The organism is Streptomyces longwoodensis (assembly GCF_001514125.1).
Lineage (GTDB): Bacteria > Actinomycetota > Actinomycetes > Streptomycetales > Streptomycetaceae > Streptomyces > Streptomyces longwoodensis.
Map to the genome: position 1 here is coordinate 901,612 of NZ_KQ948549.1, position 12,771 is coordinate 914,382.

Here is a 12,771-nt window from a genome sequence, read left to right on the forward strand (position 1 = left end):
AGATCGTCCGCAGGTGACCGACGCTGCTGATGGCGCAACGACCTTGAGACGGCCGGACGACCGCGCTGCGTCCGCCCTGCGCTTCGCGACGGAACTCGTCGCGTGGGTGGCCACCCCATGGGCCCTGGCCGGCCACTCATTGCTGCTTGCCGCCCTGTCCGTACTGGCCCTCATCGGGCTTCCGACGTTGTTCTCCACTCCGGGAGACAAGGCCAACGTGATCGTCGCGGTGCCGGGCTGGGTCACGATCCTGCTGGTGCTGCTCCAACTCGTCGCGGCCGTGGTCTCCTCCTGGCTGGCCTGGCCTTCTTGGGCGGCGGCCCCCGTGCTTCTGCTGGCTGCCGCCACCCTTGTCGCGGAGCGTCGCCGCTGGCGGTGGCTCGTCTCGGCGAACCGACTCACCCACTGAAACGCTCACCCGCCAACTGGAGCGCTCAGTCACCATCAACCCATCGAGCCGAAGCGGCAGACTGACGGCATGAGCCTCTCTTCGTCCACCGCGACCGACGCGCCCCGCACCTCTCCTGTCTGGGTGGAGTCGATGGGTGGACCTTTGATCGTCATCCCCTCCTCCGCTCTGGCTGCATGGCGCGGATGCACGGAGACCGGGGTCCTGGCGGGGGACGCCACCGCCGCAGACGACTACGACCGGGCCTGTGCGGTGGAGGATCTGGCTGGTGTGATCACCGTCGGCGCTCACGGTGCGCAGGCACTGGTGCTGGCGGACGAGCCGGCCACCAGCTGCTACCTGCCCGGACGTCGCGCCTTCCTGCGGTGGCTTGCAGCCGACTCCGAGACCGGGCTGAAGGCCGCAGCAGAGGCTGTCCTCGTGGACCCGGCCACCGAGTGGGAGGAGTGCGGCACCTGGCTGACGGATGGTCCGGCCGTGCTCATGGACTCCGCGGAAGCAGGCGACGACCTGGGCATCGAGTATCCAGGTGGCGGGATGCCCGCCCAGGCGCCGGTCCCGCTGTCCGCCGGCCGTTGGAGGGTACGAGCCACCCACACCAGAACGGACGAGGGAAACCGGGTCGGCCTGGTCCAACTCGTGCCCACCGAATCCTGAACGGGCAGTTGCTTCGGTCCGGGCAGTCGATGTCAGCGCCAGGTGAAAGGATCACGAGATGCCTCTGCCTCAGCCCGATGACCTGACCTCACTGGTCCTGCGTACCGACTTCGGTGACGAGGGTGCCTGGAACGCGGTCCGCGCCGCACTCGACGCCGCTGACGACCACCCCCATGCCACGTATGTCAGCGATCTTCGCTTCGCCGGCGTGGGGGTCCAGGACCTGGTGGCCGAGGAGGCTGCTGCAGACGAAGTCGAGCAGATCGTCCACCTGTTCCTGGCCGACGCAGCCACCATGAAGGATCCGGGTCACCCGCTCCTGGCCGTGGACCTCTCCGACGAGCCCGGGCGGACGTTCAGGGTCCCCGCTCGGTGGTTTCCTGACATCTCGGCCAACCTCTGCATCGCCAACATGGACTTCGCGGAGTTCGCCGACGCCGCTGATGGATCAGGGACCTTCCGCGGCTTCGACCAGCGCTGACGCGGGTCAGGGCGCCGGTCGTAGGGGATGGCCCGTGGACTCGCGCGGTCGCACTGTCCTTCACCCGACCCCGAGCACGTCGAGCATCGCGCGGGTCGCCGGGCTCGGGTTGAAGCTGCTCCACGCCAGATACTCCACCCGGCGCGGCCCGTCCACCACCGGCACCAGCACGAGCTGCGGGTCGCGAGCAGCCAGTGGCCCGATGTAGGCCGACGGCAGCAACGTCACACCGAGGCCGCACGCGATCAGCCCGGTGATCATCTCCACCACGCCGGCCTCGTACGCCACGTCACGGACCAGCCCGGCCGCCGCGAAGGCCCGGTCCGACTGCGCCCGGGCCGGCGTGCCCGCGATGAAGTCCACGAACGTCTCCTCGGCGATGTCGGGGAGGGTGACCCGCTCGGCGCCCGCGAGCCGGTGCCCGGCCGGCACGACCAGTACGTGCTCGTCACGGTCGAGGACGACCGTCTCCACCCCGGTGGGCCGCTCGTCCTGCGGCATGCCGAGGAAGGCGATGTCCAGGTCCCCGGCGCGGATCGCCGCGGCCAGTTCGTCACTGCGGCCGGAGCGCAGACCGACCCGGACGTCCGGGTGCCGGTCCCGGTAGCGCCGCAGCAGTTCGGGCACGTCGACGGCGGCCGTAGTGACGATCACGCCCACGGCGAGCCGCCCCCGTACCACCCCGTTGGCGGCGCAGGCGTCGGCGACCGCGCGGTCCGCGGCGGCCAGGCACTCGCGCGCGGCGGCGACGAACGCGGCCCCGGCACCCGTGAGTTCGACGCGACGGCTGGAGCGGGCGAAGAGCTGCGCGCCCACTTCCCGTTCCAGTGCCGCGATGCGGTGACTGAGGGACGACTGCACCACGAAGCAGCGCTCCGCGGCACGGGTGAAGTTGCGGGTGTCGGCGACGGCGACGGCGTAACGCATCTGCTGGAGATCCACCGATGCATGGTCCCTGTTCATGGCTGCTGTGACAACCATGCGTTGGACGCATGGAAGGGCGTCCGGCCAGACTTCCGGCATGGACTCCTCGCCGACGCGGCGGGCGGCGACCGTCGCCCTCACCGCGATCGCCCCCGCGTGCTGGGGCACCACCTACGCCGTCACCACGCAGCTCCTGCCGCCCGGACACCCCCTGTTCGCCGGGCTGATGCGCGCCCTGCCCGCCGGACTGGCCGGGCTGGCGCTCACCCGCACCCTTCCGCGAGGCCAGTGGTGGTGGAAGGCCGCGGTCCTCGGCGTGCTCAACATCGGCGCGCTGTTCCCGCTGCTGTTCGTCGCGGCCGAGCGGCTGCCCGGAGGTGTCGCCGCCACCCTCGGCGCCGCCCAGCCGCTGCTGGTCGCCGCTCTCGCCATCGCCGTGCTCCACGACCGCCCGACGCCCTGGCGCTGGACCTGGGGTGTACTCGGTGTGCTCGGCGTCGCCCTCGTCGTGCTCGGCCCGCAGGCCCGGCTGGACGCCGTGGGGGTGCTCGCCGGCCTCGGTGGTACGGCCGGGATGGCCGGCGGTGTCGTCCTCACCAAGCGCTGGGGCCGCCCCGCCGGGATCGGGCCGCTCGCCCTCGCCGGCTGGCAGCTCACGGCCGGCGGACTGCTGCTGCTCCCGCTCACCTTCGCCGTCGAGGGGATGCCGGAGCGGATCGACACCGGGGCGGCCGGTGGCTACCTGTGGCTGGGCAGCATGGGCGGACTCATCGCCTACACGGTGTGGTTCCGCGGGATCGGCCGGCTCCCGGTCGGCGCGTCCGCCCCGCTCGTCCTGCTGTCGCCCCTGGTCGCGACCGTCGTCGGGATCGCGCTCGGCGAGTCGCTGACCTGGCCGCAGACCACCGGTTTCGTCCTCGCCCTGGCCGCCATGCTCGCGGCCCAACTGGATGTCAGGAGAAAGCCCACGATGACGACGCCCCGCATGACGATCGCCGTGCTCGGCGCCACCGGGATGGTCGGGAGCCGGGTGATCGACGAGGCCCGCTCGCGCGGACACCTCGTACGCGCCCTGTCCCGCAAGCCCACGAGCAACGACCCGGGCGTCACACCGATTCCGGTCGACGCCAGGGACGCCTCCGCCCTGCGCGAGGCACTGGCCGGCTCCGACGCCGTCGTCCTGGCCGTACGGACCGAACCGGCCGACCCCGCGTTCCTCACCGGTACCACCCGCACAGTGCTGGACGCCGCCGCGGACAGCGGGGCGCGCGTCCTCGTGGTCGGCGGCGCGGGGGCGCTGCGCAGCCCCGGTGAGCGGGACCTGCTCGTCGCGGAGGACCCCGCTCACGTCCCCGCCGAGTACCGGGCCGTGGCAGCCGCCGGGATCGCCCAACTGGACACCTGCCGCTCCCACTCCGCCGACTGGATCTACCTGAGCCCGCCCGCCCGGCTCGAACCGGGCACCCGCACCGGCCGCTACCACCGAGGCACCGACACCCTGCTCACCGCACCCGACGGCAGCTCATGCATCAGCGCCCAGGACCTGGCCGTGGCGATAGTCGACGAACTGGAGAACCCGGGAGCGGACCGCCACATCACCGTGCGGGCCGACTGATCCGCGTCCAGGGCGCGCCGGCAACACCCCCCGGCGACCCGGACGGTACGGCGGCCGGACGACGGGCCGCGTCCCCGCCGCCCGGAAGACGCTCCGCGTCGGGGGCGACACCGTCAAGGTGGGCGCCTGGCCGGCCAAGACCCGCCACCGGCACCGCTCCGGCCAGCTGGACCTCTGCGGGCACGCGCTGCCGGCCGGGGGGCCGGCCGAACCGGACCGGGCGGCCTGACGGATGTCAGAGCCGGTTCACGGCCGCCGCCAGTCCCGGAACGCGGTGAGCAGCAGGCTGCGGGCATCGTCGGAGATGGCTTCCGGGGTCAGCTCGCCCGTCGTGGCGATCGTCTGCCGGAACTGGTCCAGATACAGCTCGCACTTGGAGCACTCGGCCAGGTGCCCCACAAAGCGGTGCTCGTCCTCCTCGGACAGGGCGCCGTCCAGGAATTCAGTCACCAGCTCCACGAACTCGTCGCAGTTCACGCTTGCCCCCTCCCGACAGCGGCCTCGTGGGTTCCCGACAGATACGTCTCCAACTTGCCACGCAGCAACGCTCTCGCCCGATGCAGCAGTACACGCTGGTTCCCGGGCGAGATGTCCAGCAGGGAGCACACCTCCTCGGAGCCGTACCCCTCGACGTCGCGCAACGTGAGCACGGTGCGCAGGCGGGGCGGAAGCCCGTCCATCGCCTCCTCGATCACATCGCGGACCTCACCACGCAGCACATGGTCCTCCGGAAAGTACCAGGGCCGTGGCTCCTGCCCCACGGCCCAGTGCCCGGCATGAGGCTCGCCGCGGCCGCGGAACCTCGCGGGATCCACCGTCGGGCCCTCCTCCTCTGCCAGGAGATCACCGAAGGGAACGGTTCTGCTCTCCTTCGTGCCGCGCGCTTTGGCGATGTTCACCAGTATCCGGTAGACCCACGTCTTCAGACTCGAGCGTCCCTCGAAGTCGCCGATGCCCTTGATGACCGCCAGCCAGGTGTCCTGGACGGCCTCCTCGGCGGAGTCCTTCGTCGACACGAACGACATGGCGACCCGCAGCATGCCACCGCACCAACTGTCCAGCACCAGCGCGAAGGTCCGTTCGTCACCCTCACGCAAACGCCGTACCAGAACGTCGTCCGGGGGCAGTTCGAGTACGCCCGCCATCGTCTCTCTCCTCATGGCCGTCAACGGTGCTGCTCAGCCTACGGGTTGGGTCAGAGGGTCATGTGCGCAGGTCACGCCCGTTACCGGGCTTTAACGAGAGGGCCATGCGGTACGGCCGCCCTGGCAGCGGCACGGCTCCTAGCCGGCCGGCGCCCGCAGCCAAGGCACCGGGTCCACGTACTCTCCGTCCAGGAGAACCTCGAAGTGCAGATGGGGTCCCGTGGACAGCCCGGTGGAACCGGCCCGGCCGACCGAGGAGCCCACCGACACCGACTGCCCCGGGGCCACCAGGACCGCGGAAAGGTGGCTGTAGGTCGTCTCCAGCCGCTTGCCCCCGATGGTTCCGTGGCGGATCACCACACGATTTCCATACGCGCGAGTCATCCCGGCGAACTCCACCCGGCCGGCGCGCGCGGCGGACACCAACGCCCCTTGCGGCGAACCGAAATCCACTCCCGTGTGCAGCTTGGTCACTCCGGTGAGCGGATGTTCGCGCGTCCCGAAGGCCGAGGTGACGGTGAGGGTGCGCAGGGGAGGGGACAGGAGCGCCGACGTGGTCGGGCCCTCGTTCGCTTCGGGGTTCTGCCGTACGAGCGACTCGTACCGCGCACGCCGCGCCTGGACCTCGCCGAGGACGTCACGGGCGGCGGCGGGAACCCGGCCCGCCCGGGCCACCGCGTCCGCACCCACGGTGTGAGCGGCGAGGGTCAGGTCGACGAGGTCCCCGTTGACGGTGCCACGGGTCCTGAGGGCGGTCACCTCACGCACGAGACAGCAGTCCTGCCGGCCCAGCGCCATGATCGCGTCCACCGGATCGCGCGGCGAGGCGCGTCCGCTGCCGTCGTCGTCGCGGCCCCACTTCTTCCACTGGACGTCGGTGAAGCGCGCGATCCCCTGCTGCGACACGTTCGGGGTGTCGTCGTTCCACCCGGAGAGCTGGTCGATCTGGGCGGCGAGGACCGCGGGCGTGACGACGGGACAGTCGTGGGTCGCCCTGCGCAGCCAGGGGACGTAGGAGCCGTTGACCTTGTCACTCACCCCGTCCGTACCACTGGTCCCGCTGGACGGTCCGGGTGCCGGCTCTTCGCTTTGCAGCGCCAGAAACGTCGACACCCCGGCCACCGCCACCAGACTCGGCATGACGACGAGCGCGAAGGGGCCGGGCCCACGTCGCCGCGGACGGCGCTCGGCGATTCCTTCCGTCATGCTCCGAGCGTAGTGATCAAACCCTGGGGCCCCACAAGGTCCTCGAAGTCAAGAACACTGCCTCAAAGGGCAGTTCGGCAGCTCACACCTGGCGTGGGCTTGAGTGGGGCCCCGGCTCGATGCGTATGGGGACCCGGGGCATGACGGGAGCCCGCACAAGGCGACTTGCGCGAAAGGGCAAGGTCTGAAGTCCAACTCCCCATCCGCAGTTGAGTATGCGTACTCACGGGCGGGCCGCCCCGCGCGGTGATCCTTGATGCAACGGCGCAGCCAGAGGCGCCGCTCACATCGACACCATCACGGGGAGAACTGACATGTCTCGACGCATCATCCTGGGCTCGGCCGCCGCACTCGTCGTCCTGGGCGGCGCCGGAGCGTTCGCCTTGGCCTACGCCGGCGACCAGCCGCCCGCCCTGAACAACAGCACCGCCCGTTACACGGCCCCGGCCGGAGACGGCGAGGGCTCCTTCACCTTCACCACCGACGTCAAGGCGGCGTCCGGCGTCAAGAGCCTCAAGGTACTGGCCTGGCCCGCCGAGGGCCCCTTCGCCAAGAAGCCGCTGACCGAGAAGGAGCTGGCCGCCGCGGAGTCGGCCACGTGCAAGCCCGCCGGTGGCGACACCGCCCGCTGCACCTACAAGGTCACTGTGACCGCCGCCGAGGCCGCCGAGTCCGGGACCGGCCGCTGGTACGTCGCCACCCTCGCCACGGCGAAGAACGGCGACACCGCCTTCGCCGACAAGACCACGGCCTTCAACGTCGGCTGAACACCGCCGCTCAAGGCAACCCTCAGGCAGTCCTCCCTGCCCTCCAGGCTGCCCTCCCCGCCCTTGTCGCCGCAACGGCTGCCCCAGCAGCATCAGGGTTTGATCCCCGGGTGTCCGCACAAGAGGAGACAGCCATGCACGCCGACCGGCAGCGACACGCCGCAGATCCCGATCGCGGCCGGGGGCTTCCCCAGCGTGTGGTCCGGCCCCCGGAAAGCGCGGGCCCCCAACAGGCCGCCGCCCGGCTCGCGGGCGGCCTGTCGCCCGCCACGGCGCTGTCCCTCCAGCGGACGATCGGCAACGCAGCGGTCGCCCGGCTGGTGGACCGGGAGCGCCATCAGCACAGTGCGGACTGCGGCCATGGCGCGACGGTGCAACGAAGCGCCGACGACCAGAGCGTCCAGCGTGACGCCCTGGACCGGGTGGATGCCGTGACGCGGGCCTCGGGTAGTCCGCTGCGGACGGACGTCAGGCGCCGGATGGAGAGCGACTACGGCGGCGAGGACTTCAGCGACGTCCGCGTCCACGTCGACCGCAGCTCGGCCGAGGCCGTCGGCGCCAAGGCGTACACCACGAGGACCCACCACATCGTCTTCCGCAGCGCGGCCGACATGGACGACCACACCATGCGTCACGAACTGCAGCACGTCCGCCAGCAGCGCGCGGGGGCTGTCCCCTCGGGCATCAGCGACCCCGGCGACGCCTGGGAGCGTGACGCGGAGAGCACGGCCACCAGGCTGGGGCAGCGGCCGGCAGGCGTCCAGCGTTCCGTGGCCCCGGAGTTGAACCACACGTCCGCCCAGGGCGTCGCCGTCCAGCGGATGCCGTCGAGGGGCTCGGACAGGGCAGCGGGACGCGGCCGGCGCGGATCCGACTGCCGGATCGAGGGAATTGACGGCGAGTTTCGGGTGACGGTCGTCTCCCGGCCTTCCAGTCCGGCACACTCCTCCCACGACGAGACCGGGCCGACGATCAACAACTTCGCGAACCGGTATTCGAATATCGGGGCCCAAGCGAATGTCCTGTACGACAGGTCGGTTGTCCAGTTCGTAGGGGGGAGCGACGAAACCGACTCGGCGATCAACAACTACGACAACGAACGCAGGAACATCGGCCACCAAGGCCATGCCGAGCACCGAGCTACGGTGACCCAGGACGTGAGGTCGGGTTCCCGGGGTCAAAGGAGGGAGAGACGTGGCAGTACCGCCCCGGTGACCAACAACTTCGAAAATCAGTATTCGAATATCGGCATCCAAGCTGGCCGAATCCAGCACCATGGGGCGGTTGTTCGGTTCCGGGGGGACCGGTTTACCTCCCACCAAGGGAGCGTAAGCCGCCCCGGTGGCCTGCATACCAGGAATTTCTCCGGGAGCACCCTGGACAATAGGGGTACGGGAAGTCTGAGCGCCGCGAACTTCTTCGACGCGTCCGGCCGTCGCCCCGCCGACGATCCCGGCCGGCGACAGGAACCCAACTACGAATTCAACTCCCCCATGGAGAACAGTCATGGACGGCGACAGGCCCACGGAAACTACTTCGATGCGGGCCCCGGGGCCGTCATATTCCACAGTGAGGACACGGACGAGGAGGTCATCGGGTCCGACCGGGGCGTGACCGTCGGAAGTGACTTCCACTCGGGCGGTCAGGATTTGAGTATTCCCAGCAGAGGGGGCGTGTACAACGCAAACTACTTCCGCGGCAGGGAATTCGTCGGCGACACCTTTCACCTGTCGTCCGGCGTTGAAGAGTCCTTCGGTGGAGGTGCCACACGTGCTCCCATAGTCCCGCGCGACGAATTCCGGGCGCAGGAGCCAACGGTCTTGGAATTCGAGGGTGTCTTCAGAGTGGTGGGGGACGCGTCGCTGTTCCTCGGGAACCTTTTCGTCGGCGGCAGCTACCGTGCATGGAGCCGGCAGCAAGAGAGCCGTACGGAAGGGGGATTTCCCGACCCTACACGCGAAGACCTGTACATCGGCAACACCTTCAGAATCCGCCGTGGCACCATCATCCTCTCCGGTGGCGTCTACTTCTACAACTCCTTCTCGGCGGACAGGATCATCATCCGAGACAACGCAGTGTTCGTGGGCGGCAACACGTTCCACGGTGAGGTCGAAGTCGAAAATCCCGACCAGGTGGCCCAGGAGATCTACGTCGGTACCTTCACCAACGCGCGCGCCGACCGGGTCACTCGGCGCTGAAAGTGGCGAGAGCAGACAGCGCGCTCATAGTCGGCTGACCAGAGCTTCACACCGTCCGGCCAGGCTGCGGCAAGGCCGGTGGCGGCGATGTCGCTTCGCTGCCCTCGTCGGGAACCGCCGGCTGGTCGGCGAAGGCCACCACCGACCCGGACACCGGCCGTCCCCGGATACAGTTCAAGCGCCTCGCCGTCCGCTGGGAACGGCGCCGCCGTTCGCCACTGGTATGGGGTGACGGTGCCGTTGGTGCAGTTGATGTTGTTGCCGCGGACGACTTCCGGTGCGGCGGGCGTCTTTCTGGTACCCACGCGTCGGCCGCGGTCCACTGGGTGCCCGCCTGGTTGTTGATGCAGCCAGCGGTCGTGGGGGCGTTCCACGTCGTGTACTCGCCAGGGACTCGGGCCGGGAGCTGGTGATGTGGGCGACTTGCGCGGCGTGGGTGCGGCCGTGGGGCGCGAGGCTCGGGGGGTGCCCTCGGCGCGGACGTCGTACTCCTGACGTGCGGCGAGGACTTCGCCGACGTGCCCCACCGACCACTGGGTGAGTACGCGCAGTGGTCCCTGGTCGAGCAGGTCGCGCGAGGGGCGGCCGCGCGTGTACGGGTCCCATGGCGCCATGGGCTCCGTCACATTCTCGGCGGTCGCCATCCCACTCACCTCGATGCTTTCCCGCAGGTGGTCACCTTACCGGCAAGTGGCTACTTACCGACGGAGAGCGATCAGGTCAACCTGGGCTTCGTCACGCCGCGAGGAGAGTTCGCGGCAGGAAGGGGCGATCTCATGCTCATCGTCGCCGACACCGATCTCGGGATGAGCCGCGGCGAGCTGTACACGGGATCCGGCGACCTCAGCCGCCTGATCGGCCGGCCACTGCCCTGTCCGACGCTGTCGCCGCCGCGCTGGGCTGACCGTCCGCTCGCCCCCTCGGCCGTCGCGCCCGGACCGCCGCGAGGCGCTCACCCCTCATTTCATCGCCGTGTACGACCCTGCCATCACCCGGAAAGTTGCCGCCCATGCCCTCCCGCACCGTTCCCCCGCTCTCCGCGTCCACCCGCGCCGCGTCCGCCCGTACGACCGTCCGCGCCGTGGGGCGGCGCGCGCTCGTCACCCTTACCGCCACCTCCGCGGCCCTGAGCGCGTTCACGCTTCCCGCGACCGCCGCCACCCCCGGTGGCCCCGCCCCCGCCCACACCTCCCCGGGCGGGAACGGCAACCGGGCGATCACCCTCGACGGCAGCCGCGCGTTCCCTGAAAGCGTGGCGGCCGACCGCCACTTCGTCTACGCCAGCAGCATCGGCGACGGCACCGTCTACCGGGGACGCCCCGGGGCGACCACGCTCGAACCCTTCCTGCCGGCCGGCCAGGACGGCCGCACCCAGGCCACAGGCATCAAGACCACCGGCAACCGCCTGCTGGTCGCCGGCGCGTTCACCGGGCGCTTCTTCGTCTACAGCACTTCCGGGAGGCTCGTCGCGGCCTACACCGTCCCTGATACCGGCGAACAGACCCTCGTCAACGACGCGGCCGTGGCCCTCGATGGGGACGTCTACATCACCGACTCGCTGCGCGCCGTGGTCTACCGGATTCCGGCCGCTGAGGTGGACGGCCCCGCCACCGGCGCCCACCGGACCCTGCGGGTGGCCTACCACCTGCCGGACCACGTGGCCGGCCAGTCCAACGGCAACGGCATCGCCACCGCCCCCGACGGCACGTCGCTGATCATCGGCTACTGGTACAGCGGCGCCCTCTACCGGCTCGACCTCACCACCGGCGGTGTCCGCAGGATCGACGCACCGCCGCTGCCCAGCGCCGACGGCATCGTCCGGCGGGGAAACACCCTGTACGTCGCGCGTTCGGTGAACAACGAGGTCACCGAACTGCGACTGTCCGCCGGGAGCACCCGGGCAGTCGTCGTCTCCGAACGCACCTTCCCAGGCGCCGACACCACCACCGGCGTCGCCGTGAGCGGGAGCCGGCTGCTGGTCACCAATTCCCAGATGGACACGTACCTCTACGGCGAACCGCTGACCAGCGCGGCCTTCACCATCGAGAGCCTGCCGCTGCGCTGAGGCCCTGCAGGCAACGCCGGTCATCTACCGGGCGAGGGCCCGGCGACCGCTCCGGCCAGGCCGGCAGCAGCGGCTCGATCCGGGCCCACAACTCGTCGTCCACGATCCACGGCTTGTTGAGTCGGGGTTCGCCGGGCGAAAACAATTCCGGTGCCCTTGTAACGTTCGCGGCGTCCGCCGCACTGAGGGGTATGAGCGATGACGACCCGCGTGCACTGTTCCTCAACCGCACGCTGAAGAAGAGCCCGGAGCGCAGCCACCCGCACGGCCTGCCCAACGACGCCGGCCAGTACGCCCGTGTGCCATTCGACCGGGACGACGTCGACGATCGCTCCTCCGGCGCGACGACGGACCCAATGACCGGCTTCGTGAGCGCCCACAGAGGGTCGGACCAGCGGCCGCCCACCGACGAACCGGTCCGCAAGGTCGGCTCCATGGTGAATCAGTAAGGCAGGCCACAGACAGACATGGGGGAAAAGTGAGCAACATGTCGGGCACCTCGGCACCCGGCTCGGCCGGCACCACGGACAGGGAACCGGACGGTTCCGGGCACCGCATCGGCGTCGTCGTCCATGCGCGCGACCCCATCTCCGGAGCGGGGGCGGCCAGTCAGCTGCGCCAGCATCCGGTGATCGACCTGCGTGACGAGACCCGGCCCGGGACCGGGGCCGTGGCCGTGCTGGTCGAGGAGAGACCGGACGAGACGACCTTCGCGCGGTTGCGCCGGCTCGTGCGCGGAGAGGGCGCCCGCACCGTCCTTGTGGTGAGCGCACTTCGGGAGAGTGAACTCCTCGCGGTCATCGAGTGCGGTGTCGGAGCCGTCGTCTGGCGTCACGAGGCGACCGCGCAGCGGCTGTTGCAGGCCGTCATCGCGGCATCGCGGGGCGACGGCGACCTGCCCGCCGATCTGCTCGGCAGGCTGATGAGCCAGGTGGGCACCCTCCAGCGCAGCGCCGCGGGAAACACCAGCGCCCCCGTGACGGGGCTGACGGCACGCGAGGCGGACGTGCTGCGGCTGGTCGCCGACGGACTGGACACGACGGAGATCGCCGCCAAGCTCGCGTACTCCGAACGCACCGTCAAGAACGTGCTGCACGGCCTGACCACCCGTCTGCACCTGCGCAACCGGGCCCATGCCGTGGCCTATGCCCTGCGGGAAGGGATCATCTGACCGCGAGGGCAACGACGCACGGCCGCCCGGGCACGCCGCGCCACCCCGGCATCGTCCCTCCCGTGCCTGGGCGGCCGGCGCGCGCACGCGAAGAATCGGACCCACACGCCCGTTCGGCGAACTCGCCGCAACG

Annotated in this window: 13 protein-coding genes; 9 read left to right on the forward strand and 4 right to left on the reverse strand. The window is 70.4% G+C overall.

The window, feature by feature from the left end; translation table 11 throughout:
* The first annotated feature begins 13 nt into the window (after window positions 1-13).
* From AQJ30_RS04135 to AQJ30_RS04145, 3 genes are all read left to right on the forward strand, one after another.
* Window positions 14-409: a hypothetical protein gene (locus AQJ30_RS04135; protein ID WP_067228559.1), complete on the forward strand. Its 396-nt coding sequence runs from the start codon at window positions 14-16 to the stop codon at window positions 407-409.
* Between the two features lie 69 nt (window positions 410-478).
* Entirely contained in the window at window positions 479-1,066 is a 588-nt protein-coding gene (locus tag AQJ30_RS04140; protein WP_067228561.1) for an Imm21 family immunity protein, read from the forward strand.
* A 58-nt stretch (window positions 1,067-1,124) separates the two neighbouring features.
* A complete protein-coding gene (locus tag AQJ30_RS04145) occupies window positions 1,125-1,547 on the forward strand; it encodes a DUF6924 domain-containing protein (RefSeq protein ID WP_067228562.1) in 423 nt (140 codons plus the stop codon).
* A gap of 60 nt (window positions 1,548-1,607) precedes the next feature.
* Here the strand turns inward: AQJ30_RS04145 and AQJ30_RS04150 are convergent, their stop codons facing one another.
* The gene (locus tag AQJ30_RS04150; RefSeq protein ID WP_067228564.1) at window positions 1,608-2,489 is read right to left on the reverse strand and encodes a LysR family transcriptional regulator; all 882 of its coding nucleotides are present in this window, start codon (window positions 2,487-2,489) and stop codon (window positions 1,608-1,610) included.
* A gap of 79 nt (window positions 2,490-2,568) precedes the next feature.
* On the opposite strand from AQJ30_RS04150, the gene AQJ30_RS40025 reads away from it, so the two are divergent.
* Window positions 2,569-4,086, forward strand: a complete 1,518-nt coding sequence (locus AQJ30_RS40025; RefSeq protein WP_159052292.1) for an EamA family transporter — start codon at window positions 2,569-2,571, stop codon at window positions 4,084-4,086.
* Window positions 4,087-4,332: 246 nt separating this feature from the next.
* On the opposite strand, the gene AQJ30_RS04160 is transcribed toward AQJ30_RS40025, so the two are convergent.
* The 3 genes from AQJ30_RS04160 to AQJ30_RS04170 all read right to left on the reverse strand — a co-directional run bounded on the left by AQJ30_RS04160 (window position 4,333) and on the right by AQJ30_RS04170 (window position 6,437).
* Entirely contained in the window at window positions 4,333-4,563 is a 231-nt protein-coding gene (locus tag AQJ30_RS04160) for an anti-sigma factor family protein (protein WP_067228566.1), read from the reverse strand.
* Window positions 4,560-5,231 carry an RNA polymerase sigma factor gene (locus tag AQJ30_RS04165; protein WP_067228568.1) on the reverse strand — a complete coding sequence of 224 codons (672 nt, stop codon included), beginning with the start codon at window positions 5,229-5,231 and terminating at the stop codon, window positions 4,560-4,562. Before AQJ30_RS04165 ends, AQJ30_RS04160 begins: the two co-directional genes overlap by 4 nt.
* A gap of 138 nt (window positions 5,232-5,369) precedes the next feature.
* Entirely contained in the window at window positions 5,370-6,437 is a 1,068-nt protein-coding gene (locus AQJ30_RS04170) for a M23 family metallopeptidase (protein WP_067228569.1), read from the reverse strand.
* A 314-nt stretch (window positions 6,438-6,751) separates the two neighbouring features.
* Here AQJ30_RS04170 and AQJ30_RS04175 point away from each other — a divergent pair, with 314 nt between their 5' ends.
* From AQJ30_RS04175 to AQJ30_RS04195, 5 genes are all read left to right on the forward strand, one after another.
* Window positions 6,752-7,204 carry a DUF5707 domain-containing protein gene (locus tag AQJ30_RS04175; protein ID WP_211278921.1) on the forward strand — a complete coding sequence of 151 codons (453 nt, stop codon included), beginning with the start codon at window positions 6,752-6,754 and terminating at the stop codon, window positions 7,202-7,204.
* Between the two features lie 134 nt (window positions 7,205-7,338).
* Window positions 7,339-9,402, forward strand: a complete 2,064-nt coding sequence (locus tag AQJ30_RS04180) for an eCIS core domain-containing protein (protein ID WP_067228572.1) — start codon at window positions 7,339-7,341, stop codon at window positions 9,400-9,402.
* 1,009 nt (window positions 9,403-10,411) lie between these two features.
* On the forward strand, window positions 10,412-11,467 hold the full coding sequence (locus tag AQJ30_RS38320) for an SMP-30/gluconolactonase/LRE family protein (RefSeq protein ID WP_067228574.1): 1,056 nt from the start codon (window positions 10,412-10,414) through the stop codon (window positions 11,465-11,467).
* A 191-nt stretch (window positions 11,468-11,658) separates the two neighbouring features.
* Window positions 11,659-11,916 carry a hypothetical protein gene (locus AQJ30_RS38325; protein WP_067228576.1) on the forward strand — a complete coding sequence of 86 codons (258 nt, stop codon included), beginning with the start codon at window positions 11,659-11,661 and terminating at the stop codon, window positions 11,914-11,916.
* Window positions 11,917-11,954: 38 nt separating this feature from the next.
* Entirely contained in the window at window positions 11,955-12,638 is a 684-nt protein-coding gene (locus tag AQJ30_RS04195; protein WP_107119471.1) for a helix-turn-helix transcriptional regulator, read from the forward strand.
* Window positions 12,639-12,771: the final 133 nt, after the last annotated feature.

Bases quoted from the DNA above. Each gene is read 5' to 3' on its own strand.
- AQJ30_RS04180 (WP_067228572.1), top strand. From the start codon at position 7,339: ATGCACGCCGACCGGCAGCGACACGCCGCAGATCCCGATCGCGGCCGG.
- AQJ30_RS04140 (WP_067228561.1), top strand. From the start codon at position 479: ATGAGCCTCTCTTCGTCCACCGCGACCGACGCGCCCCGCACCTCTCCT.
- AQJ30_RS04165 (WP_067228568.1), bottom strand. From the start codon at position 5,231: ATGGCGGGCGTACTCGAACTGCCCCCGGACGACGTTCTGGTACGGCGT.
- AQJ30_RS38320 (WP_067228574.1), top strand. From the start codon at position 10,412: ATGCCCTCCCGCACCGTTCCCCCGCTCTCCGCGTCCACCCGCGCCGCG.
- AQJ30_RS04145 (WP_067228562.1), top strand. From the start codon at position 1,125: ATGCCTCTGCCTCAGCCCGATGACCTGACCTCACTGGTCCTGCGTACC.
- AQJ30_RS40025 (WP_159052292.1), top strand. From the start codon at position 2,569: ATGGACTCCTCGCCGACGCGGCGGGCGGCGACCGTCGCCCTCACCGCG.
- AQJ30_RS04175 (WP_211278921.1), top strand. From the start codon at position 6,752: ATGTCTCGACGCATCATCCTGGGCTCGGCCGCCGCACTCGTCGTCCTG.
- AQJ30_RS04170 (WP_067228569.1), bottom strand. From the start codon at position 6,437: ATGACGGAAGGAATCGCCGAGCGCCGTCCGCGGCGACGTGGGCCCGGC.
- AQJ30_RS38325 (WP_067228576.1), top strand. From the start codon at position 11,659: ATGAGCGATGACGACCCGCGTGCACTGTTCCTCAACCGCACGCTGAAG.
- AQJ30_RS04195 (WP_107119471.1), top strand. From the start codon at position 11,955: ATGTCGGGCACCTCGGCACCCGGCTCGGCCGGCACCACGGACAGGGAA.